The sequence below is a fragment of the Exiguobacterium sp. PHA03 genome, assembly GCF_041945985.1.
Classification (GTDB): Bacteria; Bacillota; Bacilli; order Exiguobacteriales; family Exiguobacteriaceae; genus Exiguobacterium_A.
Map to the genome: position 1 here is coordinate 947,508 of NZ_JAUTYQ010000001.1, position 20,911 is coordinate 968,418.

Annotated in this window: 20 protein-coding genes; 1 reads left to right on the forward strand and 19 read right to left on the reverse strand. The window is 45.0% G+C overall.

Annotation, left to right across the window (positions count from 1 at the left end; genetic code table 11):
- Positions 1 to 34: 34 nt before the first annotated feature.
- A complete protein-coding gene (locus tag Q7C19_RS05135; RefSeq protein WP_375091809.1) occupies positions 35 to 649 on the reverse strand; it encodes a histidine phosphatase family protein in 615 nt (204 codons plus the stop codon).
- A 144-nt stretch (positions 650 to 793) separates the two neighbouring features.
- On the opposite strand from Q7C19_RS05135, the gene Q7C19_RS05140 reads away from it, so the two are divergent.
- On the forward strand, positions 794 to 1,681 hold the full coding sequence (locus Q7C19_RS05140) for an alpha/beta hydrolase (RefSeq protein WP_375091810.1): 888 nt from the start codon (positions 794 to 796) through the stop codon (positions 1,679 to 1,681).
- A 70-nt stretch (positions 1,682 to 1,751) separates the two neighbouring features.
- Here the strand turns inward: Q7C19_RS05140 and Q7C19_RS05145 are convergent, their stop codons facing one another.
- The 18 genes from Q7C19_RS05145 to Q7C19_RS05230 all read right to left on the reverse strand — a co-directional run bounded on the left by Q7C19_RS05145 (position 1,752) and on the right by Q7C19_RS05230 (position 20,890).
- Positions 1,752 to 3,152 carry an MFS transporter gene (locus tag Q7C19_RS05145; protein ID WP_375091811.1) on the reverse strand — a complete coding sequence of 467 codons (1,401 nt, stop codon included), beginning with the start codon at positions 3,150 to 3,152 and terminating at the stop codon, positions 1,752 to 1,754.
- A 198-nt stretch (positions 3,153 to 3,350) separates the two neighbouring features.
- On the reverse strand, positions 3,351 to 4,040 hold the full coding sequence (locus Q7C19_RS05150; RefSeq protein ID WP_375091812.1) for a hypothetical protein: 690 nt from the start codon (positions 4,038 to 4,040) through the stop codon (positions 3,351 to 3,353).
- Positions 4,041 to 4,060: 20 nt separating this feature from the next.
- Entirely contained in the window at positions 4,061 to 4,591 is a 531-nt protein-coding gene (locus Q7C19_RS05155; protein WP_375091813.1) for a nucleotidyltransferase family protein, read from the reverse strand.
- Positions 4,581 to 5,567, reverse strand: coding sequence for a quinone oxidoreductase family protein (locus tag Q7C19_RS05160; protein WP_329468480.1), 987 nt, complete (start codon positions 5,565 to 5,567; stop codon positions 4,581 to 4,583). Before Q7C19_RS05160 ends, Q7C19_RS05155 begins: the two co-directional genes overlap by 11 nt.
- Before the next feature lie 97 nt (positions 5,568 to 5,664).
- Positions 5,665 to 6,588 carry a DMT family transporter gene (locus Q7C19_RS05165; protein ID WP_375091814.1) on the reverse strand — a complete coding sequence of 308 codons (924 nt, stop codon included), beginning with the start codon at positions 6,586 to 6,588 and terminating at the stop codon, positions 5,665 to 5,667.
- Between the two features lie 105 nt (positions 6,589 to 6,693).
- Positions 6,694 to 7,164: a hypothetical protein gene (locus Q7C19_RS05170; protein WP_375091815.1), complete on the reverse strand. Its 471-nt coding sequence runs from the start codon at positions 7,162 to 7,164 to the stop codon at positions 6,694 to 6,696.
- 31 nt (positions 7,165 to 7,195) lie between these two features.
- Entirely contained in the window at positions 7,196 to 7,513 is a 318-nt protein-coding gene (locus Q7C19_RS05175) for a hypothetical protein (RefSeq protein ID WP_035407705.1), read from the reverse strand.
- Between the two features lie 29 nt (positions 7,514 to 7,542).
- On the reverse strand, positions 7,543 to 9,987 hold the full coding sequence (locus tag Q7C19_RS05180; RefSeq protein WP_375091816.1) for an ABC transporter permease: 2,445 nt from the start codon (positions 9,985 to 9,987) through the stop codon (positions 7,543 to 7,545).
- Positions 9,984 to 10,730: an ABC transporter ATP-binding protein gene (locus Q7C19_RS05185; protein WP_375091817.1), complete on the reverse strand. Its 747-nt coding sequence runs from the start codon at positions 10,728 to 10,730 to the stop codon at positions 9,984 to 9,986. The genes Q7C19_RS05180 and Q7C19_RS05185 overlap by 4 nt, the downstream gene beginning before the upstream one ends.
- A gap of 774 nt (positions 10,731 to 11,504) precedes the next feature.
- Positions 11,505 to 13,568, reverse strand: a complete 2,064-nt coding sequence (locus tag Q7C19_RS05190; RefSeq protein ID WP_375091818.1) for a beta-galactosidase — start codon at positions 13,566 to 13,568, stop codon at positions 11,505 to 11,507.
- Between the two features lie 36 nt (positions 13,569 to 13,604).
- Positions 13,605 to 14,420: a galactooligosaccharide ABC transporter permease GanQ gene (gene ganQ, locus Q7C19_RS05195; RefSeq protein ID WP_214854717.1), complete on the reverse strand. Its 816-nt coding sequence runs from the start codon at positions 14,418 to 14,420 to the stop codon at positions 13,605 to 13,607.
- Positions 14,421 to 14,458: 38 nt separating this feature from the next.
- Positions 14,459 to 15,715: a carbohydrate ABC transporter permease gene (ganP, locus tag Q7C19_RS05200; RefSeq protein WP_214854061.1), complete on the reverse strand. Its 1,257-nt coding sequence runs from the start codon at positions 15,713 to 15,715 to the stop codon at positions 14,459 to 14,461.
- A 75-nt stretch (positions 15,716 to 15,790) separates the two neighbouring features.
- On the reverse strand, positions 15,791 to 17,059 hold the full coding sequence (gene ganS / locus Q7C19_RS05205) for a galactooligosaccharide ABC transporter substrate-binding protein GanS (protein WP_375091819.1): 1,269 nt from the start codon (positions 17,057 to 17,059) through the stop codon (positions 15,791 to 15,793).
- 115 nt (positions 17,060 to 17,174) lie between these two features.
- Positions 17,175 to 18,167: a LacI family DNA-binding transcriptional regulator gene (locus tag Q7C19_RS05210; RefSeq protein WP_214854065.1), complete on the reverse strand. Its 993-nt coding sequence runs from the start codon at positions 18,165 to 18,167 to the stop codon at positions 17,175 to 17,177.
- Between the two features lie 284 nt (positions 18,168 to 18,451).
- On the reverse strand, positions 18,452 to 18,874 hold the full coding sequence (locus Q7C19_RS05215; protein WP_290786701.1) for a cytidine deaminase: 423 nt from the start codon (positions 18,872 to 18,874) through the stop codon (positions 18,452 to 18,454).
- 10 nt (positions 18,875 to 18,884) lie between these two features.
- Positions 18,885 to 19,655: an ABC transporter permease gene (locus Q7C19_RS05220; RefSeq protein ID WP_375091820.1), complete on the reverse strand. Its 771-nt coding sequence runs from the start codon at positions 19,653 to 19,655 to the stop codon at positions 18,885 to 18,887.
- Positions 19,652 to 20,353 carry an ABC transporter ATP-binding protein gene (locus Q7C19_RS05225; protein WP_375091821.1) on the reverse strand — a complete coding sequence of 234 codons (702 nt, stop codon included), beginning with the start codon at positions 20,351 to 20,353 and terminating at the stop codon, positions 19,652 to 19,654. The genes Q7C19_RS05220 and Q7C19_RS05225 overlap by 4 nt, the downstream gene beginning before the upstream one ends.
- 96 nt (positions 20,354 to 20,449) lie before the next feature.
- Positions 20,450 to 20,890 (reverse strand): NUDIX domain-containing protein, encoded by a 441-nt coding sequence (locus tag Q7C19_RS05230; RefSeq protein WP_290773883.1) that lies wholly within the window; start codon positions 20,888 to 20,890, stop codon positions 20,450 to 20,452.
- Positions 20,891 to 20,911: the final 21 nt, after the last annotated feature.

Sequence of the window (20,911 nt, forward strand, 5' to 3'; positions counted from 1 at the left end):
AGAACGGCGGACCGAGAAAAAGTCCGCCGTTTTTTTAGTCCGCTATGACATGCGACATGTCAGCTTCTAATCGAATCACGGCTTCCCCATCCCTGTATTCGACGATCGTCAAACTCGTTCCATGAATGAACGGCGGATCCCATAATGTCGCGAACGGCTTACGTTGAAGATATGTCAGCAAGATGTTAAGGAAGATGCCGTGGGTGACGATTAAGACGTTTTCGTCTTCTTCATGGTCTGCCAGTCGTTCCAAAAACGATAGGATGCGCTCGCGGACCGCGTCAAAGGATTCTCCACTCTCCGGTATGTAGGTATGCGGCGTTTGCCAAAATGCAGCATGAGCAAGCGGATGCGCGACTTCAATTTCCGCCGCCGTCCGTCCTTCCCAGGTTCCCATGTGCATTTCACGCAATCGATCGTCGATGGTGACCGGAATCGCTGGATCAAGATCCATCATTCGAACTGTTTCTCGGACGCGACCAATCGGACTGATATAGAGATGATCCAGATGAATTTCACGTAAGCGGTGACCAAGGTCCCGCGCATTCTGTCTGCCCTTTGCTGTCAAGGGAGAGTCTTCCCAGCCTTGCATTCGTTTTTCTAAGTTCCATTCCGTCTCGCCATGACGCGTAATGTAAAGTGTTGGCATCTGTTCCATCCTTTCGATTTCTAGTTTCTTTCAAAAGTGTATCAAACTCTGGCTGCTTTTTCCTGCAACTAGAGAAAACGAATCCAGAAGAGAAATTCACCAATCCGTTCGGTATGATGAAGATAGACCTAAAGGAGGAATTCGATGAATCGCCAAGAGATGATTGACCTTGCCAAACAAATCCGCTCAGATGAGGAACGTCCTCAAGTCACACCTCCTCATCCACCGCAAGCGACCACGACTACGCTACAAGTGCCGACTTCAGTCGGAGATATCCGAGTGTTGCGCCACTCACCGATTGATGCAGTAGAACCGTTACCTGGATTCATCAGTTTCCATGGTGGTGGTTTCATCACCGGAACGCCAGAGATGGATGAACCATGGAATCTGTTTCTCGCTGAAACCGCCAACTGTCATGTTCTCAATGTCGAGTACCCGTTAGCACCGGAGCATCCGTTTCCTGTTCCGGTCCACGTCACCTTCGAAGTCGTTCAATGGATTTTCCAACATGCTGAGACGCTACATCTCGATGCGGCGCGCATTACGATCGGGGGACATAGTGCCGGCGGGAATCTTGCGACTGCCATATCGTTATGGAACGCCGAGCAGACACATCCGGTTCCGCTCATCGCTCAAATCCTTGACTACCCTCCACTCGATCTCGCGACGGACCCAGCGGACAAACCGTTCTTCGAAGAAGCGATACCAGCTGAACTGGCACGTCAGTTCAATGCGATGTACATCGCTCGCGCGGAAGACGCGTACCATCATCTCGCTTCACCACTTTATGCGGCTCAACTCGAAGCATTACCGCAGACGCTCGTCCTGACGGCGGAGCTCGACTCGCTGGCGCAGGAAGCGCGGCAGTATGCGAAACGTCTTCAAGCGGCAGGTGTCGCTGTGGAGCACCAGGAATTCGCCGGTCAAGCTCATGCCTTTACACACCACGGTGACATCGACGCGGCGCTTCAGGCGTGGCAACGGATTGCTGATTTTCTTAGACATGTCTTTCAGTCCGCTAAACGTTCGTAACGTTGCATCACAAATTCATGAAAAGCAACAGTCCCTCACTCCGTCGAGTAAGGGACTGTTCGTTTTATCGTCATTCTTTTTTGTCATCTTCTTTCCACCACAGCGCATCTTCTGGATTTTTTGCGACTTCATGTACTTCCTTTTCCGAAGCAACCGTCGGATGTGATCCTTTGAGCGCCTTACCTGCTGTGTTCTCAAAGAAAAAGAAGAAAGTGATGAAGCCAATGACGCTGACGGCTGTCAGGTAATAGGCTGGAGCGAGTGGATCTTCTGTCGTGTGCACAAGCCAGGTCGAGACGAGTGGGGTCGTCCCACCAAAGATCGACACTGCGATATTAAAGGTAACGGAAAGCGTCCGGTATCGCACATCTGAATAAAAAATACTTGGCAACAGACTTGGCATTGTTCCCTCGAAAATTGACAAAAAGAAACCAATAATGAAGATCCCGATGCCGACGAATAACAACCAGTCTTGCCCGATCAGGAAGAATGAGAGGATCGATGTTAAGGCTAACCCCGTCAATCCAAGCAGTACCAATCGTCGATTGCCGCGTCGATCGCTCAAGCGACCGAACGAGAAAGCGAGCGGAATCATGATGATCATGACACCGGTGATTAACATCGTACTCGTTGCACTCGGTAGACCGATGATTTCATCCAGATAAGACGGCATATAGGATAACAACATATAGTTCGTGATGTTATAGAAAGCAACGGCGATAAAGCAGACGATGATGTCTTTCCGGTGTTCTTGGATGATCGTCCGAAACGTCGCTTGTTCCTGTTCACTCTCATCGATCTCATTCTCGAAAATCGGTGACTCATCCAAGTGTCGCCGAAGATAAAGACCAAATAATCCGAGTGGTGCGCCTAAGATGAAGGGAATACGCCATCCCCAAGATGACATTTGATCGTCTGATAGAGAGACGAACAAGATCGTCGCTAACACGGAAGCAAGAATATACCCAGCTAATGTTCCAATTTCAAGACCACTACCGTACGCGCTCCGGTGTTTATCGGGTGAAGACTCGGCGATATAGACCATCGCACCAGCATATTCACCACCAGTCGAAAAGCCTTGCAAGATCCTTGCCAACAGTAAAAGAATCGGTGCCCAGACACCGATTTGATCGTAGGTCGGCAGCAGACCAATCAACAAGGTCGAAAATGCCATCATGACGATCGTCGTCGTCAAGACGACTTTTCGTCCCAGACGATCGCCCATTCGTCCAAAGATCAATCCGCCGAGTGGTCGCATCAAAAAGGCGATCGCAAACGTCGCAAACGTAAAGACCAGCTTCAGTTCATCATTTTCTACACCACTAAAGAAATTTTGACTGATGATGACGGCGAGGTAGGAGTACAACCCAAAATCAAACCATTCCATCGCATTGCCGATTCCGGTCGCATAGACACTCTTTTTCGTTTGCGCCGGATCAACGACATTGACATGTTCCCTTCTGAATCGCATGAAGTTCTCACTTCCTTTTCTATGAATGCGTTACGATTAACAACTCACCTCACCTGTACGACCATCGATCGTTTCATTATTTTCAACATATGATTGCATGAATAAGATTCCCGCTATGCTTCACAGATAAACGCCCCTCGACCTCAACCATGTACAATTTCCAACTGGGTCCTAAAAAAAAGATCCACCGTGGCGGATCTAAAAGTCATCGGATAGCTCCGAAATCGGACTGTCTGGAAATGCCGTGATGAGTCGAAGCAGAACTTTTTCTGGTCGATCACTGATGAGCCAGATGACGGAGGTCCCGTTTTGATAGGCAAGATTAAGCTGTTTCCCTTGCTTTTGAATATGTACTTTCAACCCGTTGATAGTGCGCGTTCGTTCTCCGAATCGAGCTGGAATACGCTCACTTTTCAGTCGTGTCTCGATCATCGTGTAATGACGATTCGTGACAATTTTCGTCGTCATTTTTTTCTTGTTTCCTTCCCACGCTAGACTCCCTTCGATCGACTCGCCTTTCGTGGATTGATCCCGAATGAGATCCATCGAACTGCTTAACATCCAGTTCGACTTCTTTTCATAAATCATTAGCGAATCATATCGTCCATCGATGACGCTTGCTAGCAGTAAATTATAGTCATCGAATCGCGCGTCCACTCGGAAATCGTCTTGCTTTAACGTATAGGTGGACTTGTCACTCAAGTCATATTTAAACTGATGCTCGGCCGTCTCTACAGCAGTCGGATAGGACCCGCTGTCAAACACACTTGTACCATCAACGTGAATCTTTTCCTTCACTTCGATATTTTTTTCTGGCGCGCAACCGCTGATACAGAGGAGTCCCAATAGTATGAGCGGTATTGTTTTTTTATAACTGATTCTTTTCATCGCATAAGCTCCTTCTTATCTCATGTACATATATGTAGACCTGGATCGTCTTGCCATCCTTTTTCGATCACCCGTCGCTGAAAAATCGAATGACGCGCGGTGCCGGTTTGAAAAGATGGTGTCGGGCGAATAATTCGATCTGTAAAGTCATCTGCTCCATATGGAAGGTAAAGTTCAAAGTCTGGTCGTCTCGTCACGCCGATTGCTGTGACGGTCTCAGGAAACTGTGAAATCGCATCCTTTGCGGACTGATAAGGTGGTAATCCATTGACGAGATGCATTCGCGTTTGATTTTTAACAGACCACGGCAAATCCAATAATTTTCGTAACTGTTCTTCATGACGTTTTTCCGTGGCTTCCGAAAGATCAATAGGATCGAAATAGACGATATCGATGTCCGATGTCGCCTGTCGTTCGACGTTCCAAATTTTCGAACGTAAGACACCGGCACAGATCCACCAATCAGGCAAGTGGAGTGTCGCTACCAACGCTAGCATCTCTTGTAACTCATGATCGTTTCGTAATCGCTGTTCAATTTCTTTATGATCCACACTCATCTCCTCCGATTCGTAGAACTATTTTCCCTTGATACTGTCGGGATTCCATCAACTGATGTGCCTCTTGCACTTCTGATAGTTGAAACTCGTGAATCATCGGCATCTTCAATTTCTTATTTTCGAGTAGAAGCAGGATATGGGATGCAGCCCGTTTAATCCGATTTGGATCCAATTGACGCGTCGTTCCAAGGCTAAATCCACGAATCGTCCGGCAACTGGCATGGACATCAGTCGTCGAGAGTTCACCTGCTGATCCGCTACTGTTACCAAATTGTACGAGTGTCCCGTAATTAGCGAGACAATCAAGACTTTTTCGCGTTACGTGACCTGCGACAGAATCAAAAATGACATCTGCTCCCTTCCCATTCGTCAACAAAAGGACGTTTTCGGCAAAATCATCATATGTGAATACATGTTCCACACCAAACGATTGTACGTATTTTATTTTCTCAAGATTTCCTACTGTTGCGATGAGTTGCTTCACACCTCTATGTAACGCAAGCTGAATCAATGCAGTGCCTACTCCACCTGCTGCACTATGAATAATGATTGTGTCCGTCGGCTTCACTTGACCAATTTCAGTCAATAACATCTCGCTCAGAATTCCTACTGTAGTAAATAAGATTGCTTCCCGCAACGAGATCGATAGTGGGACTCGATATACGAGTCGCTCGTCCGCTCGAACGATTTCGGCATATGATCCGGTTTTTGCAAATGCCATGACACGATCGCCTATTTGAAATGCCGAATTTGGGTTAGAAGCTATTACAATGCCGGTTACGTCTAAACCAAGTACGACCGGAAATGTACCCGTTGCTTTTCCTCCTCGGCGTTGTTTTATATCAGCAAAATTCACACCCGCCCAAGCAACTCGAATCAAGACCTCTCCAGGGTTAAGTACTGGATCCAAACATTCATCTTGTTGAAGCACGTTAGCCTCTCCGTATGTATGTTGTATGATACGTCTCATCTTATTCCTCCTTATCACCCTTTCATTTTACCTCATATTTCCATTTAACAACATAAAAATAGACATCTGCAACCGACGGATTGCAGATGTCTTTGATTTACAGCCGAATCAATACGATACCACCAAGCATGATGAGCAAGCTGACGATTTGCACACCTGTGACCGGTTGTTTCTTTGCACCGAACCAACCGAAACGATCAATCAACAGACTGCCAGTCAGTAAACCAATCGTGACGATCACGACAGCGAGACCTGTACCGACGAGCGGAACGATGAAGGCATTGCCGGCAACGAATAATGCACCAATCAATCCCCCAATCCAAATCCATGCGGGAAGTGGTTGGGTGCGATCCATTTGCCACTTTGTTCGTAGGATCAGATTTAGCAGCAGTAAGGTAACCGTTCCGATGACGAACGAAATCAAGGCACCTTTCACAGCTGAACCGAGAACACTTCCAAGATGACCATTGATAGCCGTTTGAGCAGCACCCAACGTACCAGTCAGAATCCCGAACACACGCCAGAGAAACAACGATTTTTCTGTTGATGCCATCTGTTGCTTGTGGCGCCGTGCTAAATAGTCACCGAGCGCGACCGTTCCGACGACACCGAGTAACACAAGCGTTGCACCGATGATCCGCGTTAACGAAAGTGTCGTGACGTTCGCTTCAAACAATCCGAAATGATCAATCAACAGTCCCATGATGACCTGACCAAAAATCGGCATGATGACCGTTTGGACGCCTCCGAGTCGCGGAAACAACAAGATGTTCCCGGTCAAATAGATGACACCGAGTACCCCTCCAGCCCAGATCCAGTACGGTTCATCGGCAGCAGCTGTGAGACCTGTGAGGTTCCCGTCGACCAGCAACACAAGAATCAATAAGAATAATGAGCCAATCGAAAAGGAAATCAGCGAAGCGAGGAATGGCGAACCGACGACGCCCCGCAATCGCGTATTGACACTCGTTTGAACCGGTACGAGCAAACCGATGATAAATCCAATGATGATTGCAAGCATACGAGGACCTCCTTATTCATGTGCCCTTTCATCATACGGCAGTCTCGCACGCTGAAGCGACCGGAATGCTCAAAAAGGAGCCGGTTCAACGACCGGCTCCACGAATTAAATCTTTTTCCACGTCTTCGGATACGTCCGCAATTCCTTCTTTGTCGGATGCTCGACATCGAGCCGCTTTCCATTACGTTCAAGTAGCATATCGGATACGAGCAAAGCGATAGCAAACACGACGTAGACGGCAAAACTTAGGAAAAATGGTAAATCGAATACGATTAGTATTGGAAAGAATAATCCCATTAAGATGACGAACAGAAAATCCGTTACATACTGCCATTGAATGATTTTCTTCATCTGTGGTTCTATCGTTAAAGCCATATCACGTTCGACTTCTTGCGAGTGGATCCGCGCAATCCAGACTAGTGCTACAAATAATAAAAATAGTGGCCAGTACATGTCCCGATTGGCGACGAACAACAGGATGCTAAAGCCGTACAGTAACGAGCTGTACAAACGTGGTTTAGCGAGTTGACGTTTTTCTTCTTGAATGAACGCGATACGTTCGGCTTTCGTTTTCATTTAAATCCCCCAACTGATTCAACGTACCTGTTTAATCTGATCGAACGGTTCGTGATCGACCAATGTATTCGACCTTATTCTGAAATACGCGGTACATCCGGTATTCTCCAGTCGGTGCCGATTTCAATTGAACGGCAATCTGGTGACGTCGTGATTTTGATGATTCGGACGCTACGAAATAAGGTTTGACTGACGCGATATTGTCGCGCCCGAACTGCTTCGTCACGTGCCGAACGACTTGCACTTCAACAATCTGCTCATAGGTTGCATCCCGTTCATCTGCGATCATCCACCAACCAACACCGCCAATCACTACAAGTAATAAAATCGCCCCGATCGTTTTTCGCAATTCGATCCCCCCGGTTCACTTGCCCATACTTACTGTTTCAATTCGTGAACGAGGTTTTCCTGCTTCCGTCGGGTGACGAACCAAGCGATGGCTAGGACAAGCACCACCAAACCGGCAATAGTTCCAGCAATCGTCGGGACGTTGAGATAGAATGATCCTGTATCATCAATCCGTGTCACGAAGATTGTCGCACCAAGACCACTGATCAGTCCAAAGATGATGCCGCTCCCAATGAACAAGAGCATTTGAATGAGTGTCAATTGACGCAGCCTGTTTCGAGTCAGCGCAATCGTTCGTAGCAAGGCATACTCGCCTCGTTTTCCACTCACGAAACTGAGTAAGGCGTTTGCAAGTCCGAACCAGACGGATCCACTCATGACGACAAGCGCAATGATGAAGACGAACCAACGTTCCGTCGTTTGTTGCTCCGCATCATGAAGCGCGTCAGATAGTCGATTCATTTGCAATGTCGGATAACTTTGCGTGATCTCTGATAATTTTTTTGTCACTTGCGCCTTCTTTAACTCGGATGGAACGTCGATAAAGACATTCAAGATGTGATCGCTTGGTTGCCGTAGCTCCTCATTCCGCCAATCCACGAGGATGTCTGGTGCTATCTTCTTTTCGATTCCAACGATTCGGAATTGACCGAGCGAAACGCTTCGCTCTTGTTCCCCATCCCATCGGCCGAGCGGCAACGTATCGCCTTTTTGGAGACTATGTTTTTTAGCGAAGGTACGTGAGATGATGATTCCGTCTGTGTCACTCGTCTGTTCTCCCTCTAAGACGTCAAGACGACGATAGTCCGTCACTTCGTACTCGATTGAGACATCTTCCTGAAGCAACTGGTATTCAAAGGAGCTTCGAGACGATAGGAAGGTCGCTTTTGCGCCAGGTAACTCGGTTTCAATCCGTCGAATCAATTGTAGCGGGTCTCCTTGCGATCCTTCATCTAAACGACTCTTTAAGACGACCTCCGTCGGATATTGGCTGATGATGTACTTCCGCTCGTTTTGTTGCACCGTCTCAAGGAACGTCGATCCGATGACGACGATGATCATTAAGACTTGAACGATCAGCATCAACCAGGCATTTTTCCGAAGTTGCGGCAACACGCCCCGGAAGGCGACGAAACTCGTCGGTCCCGCTAACCGACGAACGATCGGTTCCGCTCGATGGAGCACTCCTTTCAAGAGGAGCGGCGTCGCGAGATACATCGTCAGTAAAAAAGCGACGGTCGCACCAAGCCAGGCGATCGCCCGTGACCCACCCGTACTGGCAATCACTTCAGCGAATAATACTAAGCTGCCGGTCAATCCACTACTAGCAAGGACGAGACGTTTTCGCCGGGTCGGTCGTGACGCCGTTTTCAGATTTTCTCGCAAAACGTGGAGTGGTAACACATCTCGTTTTCGATAAGCCGTACTCGCGAGCAACAGCAGAATTAACAAGGCACTACCTAACGTGATGAGCATCAAGAACGCTCCCTGATCAATCATGAGGGAGACGATCATTTTACCCTCTGTCGGCCATACGAGTTGACCAAGTAACGGTAAGCAAATACTGCCTAGAATCGTAAGCATCATTCCGGCTAAGACAATCAACCCAGATTGAACGAAGAACAGCTGGAACAGTTGTCGTGTTGTCGCTCCAAGCGTCCGCATGATCGCAAATTGGACAGCATGTTTGCGTAAATACAAGTCGAAGTTCGCCATCAAGATGAAGCCGGAGACGACAAGGATCAGTACTGACAAGATTCCGATGTAGCCGTTCAGCGCCGGTGAGAGCGCTTGCCCCTCCGCAAGTTCAACCCGGAGCTTCGGATTCGCTTTGACGAGTGTATCGGCATAGTGGACGAAATCCACCTCTTTTTTTAGATTGAGCAAGACGGCTTTCGTTTCGATTGGATGGTTCTTTTTCAGATCAGCATACGAAAGCAAGACTTGATCGTGCGAAGCTTCAGATGTTTTTGTATTTGGTAAAATCTCACGGATTCGATACGTCGCTTCTCCAACGCGAAGCGTTTGTCCGACACTACGATCAAGCGACGTCGCGAGTCGAGCTGACACGATCGCTTCTCCCTGTTTCAAATCGTTCGTGAAATGATACCGACTTTTCGCCAGGGCATCCGAATGAACTCCCATCGTTTCCACGTCGGCCATCGTTTGACCAGCGACGCGCGCTGTCGTCTGTAAGATCGACTCTGCGTCCAAGACATCGTGATCCTTTTTAAGTTGCTCAAACACGGACTGATCCGCCTGCTCATCTTCAGGTGTATATTTGACCGTCAGATCGACTTGACCGTATCTTTGTTCACGATCCGCTTCGATTGCGGCTTGATTATGTAGTAAAAAAATGACCATCGTTAAGACGAGACCAATCGAAATCATGACGCTTCCGATTGAGGTCAATAGAATCATCGGACTTTTACGGTACAGTCGGTGAGAAAGACGGAAGAGATGTTGTCGTTTCATACAGCCCCCACGAACTGCTCGTATGTTTCTAAGATCGGTGCCACGTCTCCGGTCGACAGCTGATCGGCGACGATCTGTCCGTCATGGAAATACAGCACACGTTTCGCATGAGCCGCTACGGTCGCATCATGGGTCACAAGCAGGATGCTCGTTTGTTGTTCGCGATTGAGTTCTTGAAGCAACTGCATGATTTCAGCAGATGTCTTGAAATCGAGGTTCCCCGTCGGCTCATCCGCTAAGATGATCGGTGGTCGACTGATCAAGGCACGTGCGATCGCGACACGTTGTTGTTGTCCACCCGACAGCTCTTGCGGTCGATGATTGTTCCACTTCGTCAGTCCGACTCGTTTGAGCCAAATCTCTACCTCTTGGTTGATCGTTTTGTCATCCATCCCCTTCAACATCAACGGTAAGGCGATATTCTCATGGACCGTCAAATCATCAAGCAGGTGAAACGATTGAAAGATAAAACCGATGTGCTGCTGACGATACAGTGTCGCAACAGGTTCAGTGAAGATATCGCGTTGTCGTTTTCCCTTTAGCGTCAACGTTCCACTAGTTGGTGTGTCAAGTGCCCCTACTATATTCAATAGTGTACTTTTTCCGGAGCCACTTGTTCCCATGATGGCGATGAAACCACCTTCTTCTAACGTGAAGGAGATTTGTTTTAATGCCTCGACCGTTTCTGTTCCCCGCGTATAGGTTTTTGATAATCGTTCTATTTCTAATAAACTGTCCACCAAGATCCCTCCAGCAACATGATATTATTATAATAACCAATATAAGTATTTTTTAGAAGTAAATACATAAAAGCTGTTATACGCAAATTATCATGGGAATAAAAGGAATTGTACTCATTTGAACGAGCTAGTCCTAATAAGGAAAAGGCAAACATACAAATTAGAAAGTAAGTGAATAGATGATTTGCACGTTAGATCACTCTATTCAAGAACAAGCTATTTCTCAATCGATCTCTGGATTTTCGCTAGCGAGCGTCAAAGATCAGGAAGTCGTCTACTCCAATGGATTTGGGATGACAAATCTTAAGGATAGCGGGGTTCCCGTCACAGCGAACACATTTTTTGAATTTGAATGGAACCGAGATGACACTGTGTATGCACCAGGACAATCTATACTTCACTCAGGATACGGATGAAAATCCAATTGTGACAATCGGTTTTGTCGAGAATATAATCGAGGACGTCCATTATATGGTTCTAAATGGACAAACCTGCAATCGGATTGAACAGGGATTACTCGAAATAAGGGAGAATGAACACTGCAATACCTTGATTGTCCAAGGCAGTTGGGAGTTTGATTAACTGGGAATCAAATCGAGCCCCATCTAAGCTAATCGACTTTTACCTCATAAATACGAAAGGACCTCCCTATCATTTGATAAGGAGATCCTGCGTTTTTCAGTACTGTTACCGATTTACATCATCTCAGCCTCGGTTTCTGAGAATATTTTGCAAAATCCGTTCCACCCTATACTTTCTACATATTTTCTGACGACGTTATTTTTCGGTGCTACACTTCACAATTCTTACTTCGTACGGTTGTAGTAACATAGTTCCGATGAGTCGTTCTTTCGTCAAGTATTCTTCGACTGGATTTTTCAGTTCAATCGCTTTGACTTCTTCCGAAAAATTCATGATAAATCCGTAGATAGACGACGCATCGATTCTCACCTGCACCGAGACACCTTCTGGATGTTCAATCTGAAGAGGCGATAGCAAATTCAACGAAGAGATGATTTCTGCATAAAAATCGTTTTGGAATCGCTCCTCCAACCTTCCACCAATGTACCAAGCGACGCCCTCTCCGTGATTATTCCGCGTCACTGCCGCTGTCTCAGCATAAAAGTCTTCTGTATAAACTCCAACTGTTTCAGCTGTCACTACTTTCAAGACTGTCGCATAATCCTTTAGTTCATATGTCTTATCGCGGAACTTCACTCCATTTTTATCCATTGGGTATAGCGTATCGTTTTCAACTGGCTCGATTCCGAACATCGTTTTTAACTCACTTGGCCATCCACCAAAATAAGTTAAGTCAGATTCATCAACTAGCCCGGTCAAATACGTCGATATGAGAGTCCCACCTTGCGCGACGAATCGATTTAACCGTTCGATTGTCTCTTGACTGACTAAATAAAGCATCGGAACGATCAACAGTTTGTAACCATCAAAATCTTGTTCTTTTGTAATGACATCTATCGGAATATCACGCTCGTAAAACGCCCGGTAATGTTCTTGGAGTGTTTGGGGATAACGCTTCGTGTCATTCGAAAATCCTTGCGCATCGTCAAATGCCCAGTTGTTCTCCCAGTCGTATAAAATCGCAACTTCGGCTGGACGATGTGTACCAACGACTTCATCTAATTGTTCTAACAAACGACCGACTTCTGCAACTTCTTGAAAGACACGATTTTCAGAACTTCCATCATGATCGACGACTGCCCCATGAAATTTTTCAGATGACCCTCGAGATTTACGCCACTGGAAGTAAAGTACGCTATCCGAACCATGGGCAATCATTTGCATCGAAGATAACAAATGCATTCCTGGTCGTTTAGCTTTATTGACAGGATGCCAATTAACGGCACTCGGCGTCGATTCCATTAACAAGAACGGTTGTTGTTTTAGATTACGAAATAGATCGTTAATAAATCCGACCTTCATCGCCAAACGACTCGTTGACTCCCTGTCGTTATGCCAAGCTGGATACGCATCCCAGCTCACGACATCAACATATTTCGCGAACTGACTATAATCAAGCGACTGGAAGGGAATCAAGTCATCCGTATCTGCCATGAAATTGGTAGTCACCGGTATATTCGGAGTCACTTCGCGTAATGGCTGAATTTCATTTTGATAGAAATTAATGGTTTGATCCGTGATAAAACGACGCCAATCTAAATTTAAGCCGTGGACCATGCTTTCGCCGATTGGCGACGGCGATTCAATCTGCGACCATGCGTTGAACGTATGGCTCCAAAATGCTCCCCACCAAGCAGCATTCAGCCGATCAAGTGTTTTATATTTTTCTTGTAACCAGACACGAAAAGCGGATTGGCATTGATCACAATGACACTCTCCCCCGTATTCATTCGAGATATGCCACATCAATAATGCCGGATGTTTCCCATAACGATTCGCCAATAGTCGATTGATGTGTTGCGTTTTTTGCCGATAAACACGCGAACTGAAACAATGATTATGACGTCCGCCATGAAGCTGTCGAACCCGTCGTTCATCGACGCGCAATACTTCAGGATATGCTTGCGATAACCATGCGGGCCTTGCTCCACTCGGTGTCGCTAAAATTACATTTCCACCATTTTGATGAATGTCATCTATGATTCGATCCAACCACTCGAACGTGTAAACCCCCTCTTCCGGCTCTAATGCACTCCAGGCAAAAATGCCGATGGAGTACGTATTCGTATGAGCGAGACGCATCAATTCGATATCTTGGCGTAAGACATGCGGAACATCCAACCATTGATCCGGGTTATAGTCTCCACCATGGAGCATTCGCCTAGCAGACGTTACATAAGATTTACCTGATTTCTCCATAGATATTCCTCTCCTAAAAAAACTGATTTCTATCTATTACCCTTTTGTTCCACCAGCCGTCAAACCGGCTACGAAATGCTTCTGGAGCAGAACGAAGACGACAGCGATCGGAATACTAATCAAAATCGCACCTGCTGCAAATGTCGTATAACTTGCTCCCATCGCTTCATTCACTAAGTTAAATAGACCGATGGGTAACGTATAGGATTCTTGCGTTCGAAGTATCGTCGATGCCAAAACAAAGTCTCCAAGTGGTCCGGTGAACCCATTCATCGCAATGACCGCTAACATTGGTCGACATAATGGCATGATGATTTGAAGGAATATTCTTGTATTACTTGCACCATCCAACTTTGCACTTTCATCTAAGTCTAATGGAATTGAGTCCATATAACCCTTCATCAAGTACGTATTCATCGGAATTTGCCCGCCTATGTACAATAAAATTAACAACCAATGGCTGTTCATCATCCCTAGAATTTGCGCTAGCACGAACAACGCGATTAAAGCCGAAAATTGAGGAATCATTTGAAGTAACAAAAATAAAGTCAATGCTTGATTACGTCCTTTGAAACGAAAACGCGAAAAAGCATATGCAGTGAAAGAGACACTAATGACAGTTCCAATCATCGTAAACAAACTGATTTTCAATGAGTTCATGTACCACTGACTATATTGAAGACTTTCTTTTCCAGCAAATAATTCGCGGTAGTGATCAAGTGTAGGATTTTTCGGAATGAGCGATGTACTGACCAAACTATTTCCTGGATTAAAACTCGCACCAATCGTCCATAGGAGTGGATAAAAGATGGCGAGCGATACGACTAACAAAATGACATAGGTGATCGTCATACGAATGAAACGTAGTCTTTTTATATTCGACACTAGCGTCACGCTCCTTCCTTAAACGAATTTGTTCGTCTAAACTGCCAAAGCGCAATCGTAATGACAAAAATCGATAGTAAAATCGTTAAAGCCGCGGCTAGTGCATATTGACCTGATTGCATCGTCAATTTGTAAATCCAAGATACTAGAATATCGGTCCCTCCTGCATTTGATCCAGGTACAGACGGACCACCACCATTGAACAGATAAATGATATTGAAGTTGTTGAAATTAAATGTAAACTGCGTAATGATGATTGGCGACATCGCAAGTAATACCATCGGCATCGTGATGAAGCGGAATTTTGCAAAGAATGAAGCGCCATCGATTGTCGCCGCTTCATATAAATCTTCAGGAATCGATTGCAAGACTCCTGTCGTGACAAGAAACACATAGGGAAAGCCTAACCACCCTTGCATGAATACGAGTGCTACCCTTGTCCACTTTTCGTTCGTCAGCCAAGGTATGGCGTCGATGCCAAAAAATGCGAGGACATCGTTGTTAATTGAACCAAAACTATCATTGAATAGTCCCGCGAATACTAGAATCGTCACGAATCCTGGAACTGCCCAAGGAAGGACGAATATTGTTCGAATGACTTTTTTAAAACGAACTTCTTTCTGGTTGACAAGAACCGCTAAAAATATCCCGACTGAAATTTGTAAGGTCGATGCGACTAATGTCCAAACAATCGTCCATGACAACACATCAAAGAATGTCGATCGCCATATATCGACTGTGAATATTTGAAGAAATGTAGAAAAACCGACCCAATCAGCTAATTTTGCTGGTGGAGAATGATAAAGATCGTAGTTCGTAAAAGCTAACGCAAAACTAAATAAAATCGGAAAAATAACCGCAAAAATCAAGAGAAACAATGCTGGACTACTTACTAAATAAGGGTATCCTTGTCCAATCAGGTTCAAGTAATCTGATTTGAATGAACTTATATGTAATCCATCGTCTCTTTTTTGTCCTGTTCGATATGCATCTCGAAGATTATAAAAATATAGGGCAAGACCGAACATCAATACAATAATAGCGATGATACCTTGTGCTAGTAAGAATATAGAGTTGTCTCGCGGCACTTCCGTACCAAGCGTCACGATACCCCACAACCCCATATTCAACAAGTCAGCGAACGCAATTAAAAATGCAATACTTACCGTAAATAACAACACGCCTTTAATCCACTGACGATGATACAATTGCCCGAGTCCGGGAATCACTGACAAAAGCATACCTATTCTACGATGTTGCACGCCTTTCACCTCTTCACAAATTATTTAGCAACAGACTGCATCAATGGGCTAACCGACGGATCGGAGTCATCCTTCTCATTTTGAGCTGTGCTTCGCTTTAATTTGTCCTTCAATGGTATCAACGGCTTGAGTCATCGCTTGTTTCGGTTCAGCTTTTCCTGTTGCGATAGTTTGAAGGGCTGCATCGACTGGTTTCCAAACTTCATTCATTTCTGGGATATTTGGTGTCAACTCAGCAAATTTTGATTGTTCTGCCACGGCTTGAGCTGCTGGACTTTTTGTAACAATCGGATCATTCGCTAATGCACTGATGGCAGGTACTTCTTTTGTGATTTCGAAGCGTTTTTTTGAATTTTCTTCGTTCGTTAAATAGAGCGCTAATTTTTCAGTAAGCTCTGCGTGTTTTGAATAGCTACTAACGTTATAACTTTTTACACCTAAAAATGAACTCATATTTTTCCCATTTTCAAGCTCAGGAAGTTTGGCGACCCCAAAATCGATGCCCGCTTTCTCAAATGGTCCAACATTCCATGGACCAGAGATGATAGCTGCTGCCTTTCCTTCCATAAACAGTGATTCCAAAACGTTAATCCCTTGTTCACCAATAATTCCCGACGGAAACAGCTTCTCCTTGTAGAATTTTTGAATGTGGTTTGCTCCTTCGATTGCGCCAGCATTCGCTAAACCGATGTCTTTTGTGTCGTATACTCCACTTTCCGAACGCTTGAATATGTAACTGCCATATCCACTCATGACACTCTGCGCATAATAAACTTGGTCAAACAATGCTAAAAAACCGAACGACTTTTCAGTTTTCATCTTTTTCGACAATGTATACCAATCTTCTATCGTTTTAGGTAACGCTTTATCTGAGACTAATTTCTTGTTGTAATATAGAATCGTCGTCTCCACAGCTTTAGGCACGCCGTAGATTTTGCCCTTGACGATTTGTGAATCAAGTGCAACATCCGTATATTGAGACTGGACGTTTTTCGGAACCTTTATTTCTTTTATGATTCCTTCCGTTACTGCCGTTCCGATTTGGTCTCCAGGCATCGTCAATAAATCGGGACCTGTTCCGGCAGGTCCGTCCAACCGGAGATCTTCAATTTGTTTTGCGTACGGTTTTTCAACAACTTTGATGTTAACATCATTCTCTTTTTCAAATCGTTTCACAGCAGACTTGATTCCTTCGCTTTTTTCGATATCTTCCCAAACAATCAATTTGATTTTTCCATTTTGAGTCTCTGTATTTTTTGCTTCATCTTGCGGACCACACGCAGCTAACGACATACTCAATACAAAACCACTAAGCACAGCAGAATATTTTAATTGTTTTTTCATAAAAAAACCAAACCTCCTTAGAGAATTGTAAAACACAAATGAAAGCGCTTTAACAAATAAAATATAACACTCTAAAAAGATTTAGTAAATAATTTTAGTAAAAATTTTACTAAAATTAAATAGTGCTCTTTCTCATAATTAACTCAGAACCTATATACAATGTTTTTACTACTTTTCGTTTTTCAATGATTTGTTCAAGTAATAAGTGAATCGCGTTTTTACAAATTTCTTCAATATCAATATTGAAAGTCGTCAAGGGAGGCGAAACATACTTCGCGATACTCGTATTATTCACACTGATCAGGCTGACGCGGTTCGGGACATCAATTTGTTTTTCGTGAAGTGCTTGCAGACAGCCGACGGCGATTGGATCTGCCGCTACAAAAAAAGCGGTTGGCATATTTTCACCAAGGCGTTCAATCGCTTGACTCATTAAAAAATAGCCATTATCAACTGAAAAACCATGATGACAGAAGATAAATGTCTCATTTAGCATTCCTTCTTGCTGCATATACTTACGAAAAGCACGTTCCCGCCCATCCATTTCTTCTACATTTGTATCAGCATTCTGAAAAGTTCCACCGATAAATCCAATTTCTTTATGTCCCTGCTGCTTCAGAACTTCTATTGTCTTTCGTGTGATTTGGTCAAGGTCTGGACGCACCGAATCATAGTGTTCAGCATCTGGTGTCGAATCTATGAAGACTCCATTAGTCGTCAACTCTCTTAAATATTCCAGTTCTCGATCCATAAAAGAACCCACTGCAATAAATCCCTCGATGTTTAGCGGAATCTTTTCAATCCCATCCGCTACTTTGTAGGTCGTTAACTCCATGTTATTCTCCCTAGCCAATCTCTCGATCGCAATTCGCATCGTGTGAAAATAAATATCTTCAAGCTCCTCTTTATCTGTCAACCAATACAAAAAAGCAATATTTTTAACGAGTGATTTCATCGTCTTTTTTTTGTAACCAAGCTCTTCAGCCACCTCAAATATCCGCGTTCGCGTCTCATCACCAACCGATAAACTTAAATCATTATTTAATACTCGTGAAACTGTCGAAATGGAACAACCTACTTTTTTAGCAATATCTTTAATCGTCGCCAAATGATAACACTCCTTTTAAATTTAGATTTAAGTAAAATTTTTAAGTAAAATTACAAATTTTATATTTTTAAATTATACCTTTCTTTTTTTATATTACTTCATAATTCATAAAAAGAGGAAGGAAACCATAATGAGAAGAAAAGAATACATTAACGATGTTGAGCTTTTTTCAATTACAAAACTAAGTGTTCTACAAAAAGAAAAACGAAGAAACTACACATCTCAGACGATGATAGTTCCTTCGTTTCTTTTTTAAATCAACGAATTTTTTTCCATTCTTATAATCACGAACGAACATATTTAAGTGGAATTAAGTCTGCAATCCGCACTTTCGTCAACTGATCGTCGATCTTCAAGAGGACAAACGCGTCCGGTGCATAATCGGAAATCAATTCGCGACACATGCCGCACGGACTGACGACATGAATCGTTCGGTCCGTCTCATCCGAATAGGGATGTCGAACTGCGACGATCGTTTCAAAATCTGTCAATCCATCCGTGATGGCGGAACCGATTGTGATGGCTTCCGCGCACACCGTCACTCGTCCGATATAGGCTTCGACGTGAACGCCCACTTTCGTCGCGCCATCTTTCGTCCGTAACGCAGCTGCGACGTGATGTTTATCGTCAGCATAGCGGCTTTGAATCGTTTCGGTTGCTAGTTCGACCAGTTGCAGGTCGGCTTCTGTAATCGGATAAGTCTGCATAACGTGCTCCTTACATATCTTTTTTCTTAAAGGTCAAACCGATGAATTGTGCTTTTTCATTGAATAGTCGACGGTAGGATAGAAAACCAACGAGGACCGATGCCATCGCCGCCGTCGTCAAGATCAGGAATAGAATCAATAGTTGATAAAGGACCGCTTCCATTGGATCCGCGCCACCGATGATCAACCCACTCATCATCCCTGGCAATTGGACGAGGCCCATCGTTTTTTGCGCTTCAATCGTTGGAATCATACTTGTCCGGATCGCGCCTTTTAAGCTCGTATCAATCGCTGTCTTCGCATCTCCACCAAGCGAAAGAATCAGTTCGATGACCTCGTCGCTTCGTTCGACCTCGTCCTTGAACTTATTAAGAAACAACAAGGACAAAATCATACAGTTCCCAATGACCATCCCGCTGATCGGAATGACTTGCTGGGCTTCGAACGGAATGATTCGTAACCCAAGCAAAATGCCCATCGTCAATGCTTCGACCGCAATCAGTGTGAACAAGATGATCCACTGGATCCCGGGAATCCCGTCCCCTTTACGGATGACGTTCAGTGTCGCTGCACCGATCATCAACAGAATCATCAGTAACATGAAAATTGGACTGCCGCTTTCAAAGACGAACGTCAAAATATAACCGATGATCAGCAGCTGTACAATCGATCGAACGGTTGCGATGATGATGTCCTTCTCTAAACCCAACCGTAACGTCCGCGCTAAGACAAGAGGGATCAGAATGAAGATGAGCGAAGTTGCCAGTTGGAGGTAACTCATATCGATTCCCCCTTCAAGAATGCTTGTGTCTGTGCTTGACCACCTGAAGCGAGTTCTTTAAAAGCACCAGACTCGATCAATCGTCCATCCTTTAAAAACCAGACGTCGTCGCTGACCCGCTTGGCTTGCTCTAAGTCATGCGTAATCCAAATGATCGTCGTCTGTAACTCCTGCTGTAAATCAAGAATCAGCTTCTCAATCTCCTGTACCATCCGGTAATCGAGACTTGCCGTGATTTCGTCAAGCAACAGGACGTCCGGTCGATTGACGAGTGTCCGTGCGATTCCGAGTCGGCTCCGTTCACCACCGGACAAATCTTTGACCGGTCGCTCAAGTTCGACGGATAGGTCAACTTGTTGTAGCAAACGTTCCGCTTCTTCGCGCGGTAACGATTCACCGAAGATCGATTTCGGCAAATTGATATTATCGTAGACAGTACCCGGAATCATCGGCGCGCTTTGGAACGCCATCCCGATCCGTTTGCGGACATCGAGCAGATTCATCTGCTCAAGTGGTTCGCCCCGAAAACAAATTTCGCCGCGATCGGGAGAAATAAGTCCGTTGATGTGTTTCAATGTCGTCGATTTTCCGGCACCACTTGGTCCGACGAGCGTCGTGATGACACCTTCGCGGAACTCACCGGTTAGTTCATGTAAGATGTGTTGATAGCTGACTTCGTGAAACGTAAGAATCGACATACTGTGTGTTCACCTGACTTTCTGCAAATTTCGGGTAAGGCTCCTGTAGTGTTGTACCCGAAAATCCGTCACCTTAGTACGTCAAGTAACACTTCCTTACGTATGAACGATTTCTCCGGCAAAATCATATGGTACCGTTCGACCAGCAAAAAGCGACTCTTTTGACGCTTCCGGTAAATTAAGATGTTTGAACGCTTCTTCACGGTCCATCCAGACGAGTCCGGAAATTTCTTCTGGAACATTCGTCTTCAATTGACCGGAAGTGATTTCTCCCGCGAAGAAGAAAAACAGACAATGTTCCCCCGCTTGCGGGAAGAATGCTTCCGCCACATGAACGATATCCCCTGGAATGATGGTAAAGCCCGTCTCCTCCAACACTTCGCGTGTAATCGCAGTATGTAGCGTTTCGTCATGTTCGACGGTTCCTCCCGGCAGTGTATAGTAGTCACCGTGTTCGCCACGGTTCTCGACCATCAATATCTGACTGCCTGTAGTATTGAATAACGTCGCATAGACAATGTTTTTACGTATATTCATGTTCGTCCTCCTATCGTTTTG

Coding starts and splice junctions, on each gene's coding strand:
- Q7C19_RS05165 (WP_375091814.1), bottom strand. CDS start 6,588: ATGCTTGCAATCATCATTGGATTTATCATCGGTTTGCTCGTACCGGTT.
- Q7C19_RS05150 (WP_375091812.1), bottom strand. CDS start 4,040: ATGAAAAGAATCAGTTATAAAAAAACAATACCGCTCATACTATTGGGA.
- Q7C19_RS05190 (WP_375091818.1), bottom strand. CDS start 13,568: ATGGAGAAATCAGGTAAATCTTATGTAACGTCTGCTAGGCGAATGCTC.
- Q7C19_RS05145 (WP_375091811.1), bottom strand. CDS start 3,152: ATGCGATTCAGAAGGGAACATGTCAATGTCGTTGATCCGGCGCAAACG.
- Q7C19_RS05220 (WP_375091820.1), bottom strand. CDS start 19,655: ATGAGTTACCTCCAACTGGCAACTTCGCTCATCTTCATTCTGATCCCT.
- ganS (WP_375091819.1), bottom strand. CDS start 17,059: ATGAAAAAACAATTAAAATATTCTGCTGTGCTTAGTGGTTTTGTATTG.
- Q7C19_RS05140 (WP_375091810.1), top strand. CDS start 794: ATGAATCGCCAAGAGATGATTGACCTTGCCAAACAAATCCGCTCAGAT.
- Q7C19_RS05180 (WP_375091816.1), bottom strand. CDS start 9,987: ATGAAACGACAACATCTCTTCCGTCTTTCTCACCGACTGTACCGTAAA.
- Q7C19_RS05230 (WP_290773883.1), bottom strand. CDS start 20,890: ATGAATATACGTAAAAACATTGTCTATGCGACGTTATTCAATACTACA.
- Q7C19_RS05215 (WP_290786701.1), bottom strand. CDS start 18,874: ATGCAGACTTATCCGATTACAGAAGCCGACCTGCAACTGGTCGAACTA.
- Q7C19_RS05135 (WP_375091809.1), bottom strand. CDS start 649: ATGCCAACACTTTACATTACGCGTCATGGCGAGACGGAATGGAACTTA.
- Q7C19_RS05170 (WP_375091815.1), bottom strand. CDS start 7,164: ATGAAAACGAAAGCCGAACGTATCGCGTTCATTCAAGAAGAAAAACGT.
- ganQ (WP_214854717.1), bottom strand. CDS start 14,420: ATGACGATCACCTATGTCATTTTGTTAGTCGTATCGCTCGCCATCTTT.
- Q7C19_RS05225 (WP_375091821.1), bottom strand. CDS start 20,353: ATGTCGATTCTTACGTTTCACGAAGTCAGCTATCAACACATCTTACAT.
- Q7C19_RS05160 (WP_329468480.1), bottom strand. CDS start 5,567: ATGAGACGTATCATACAACATACATACGGAGAGGCTAACGTGCTTCAA.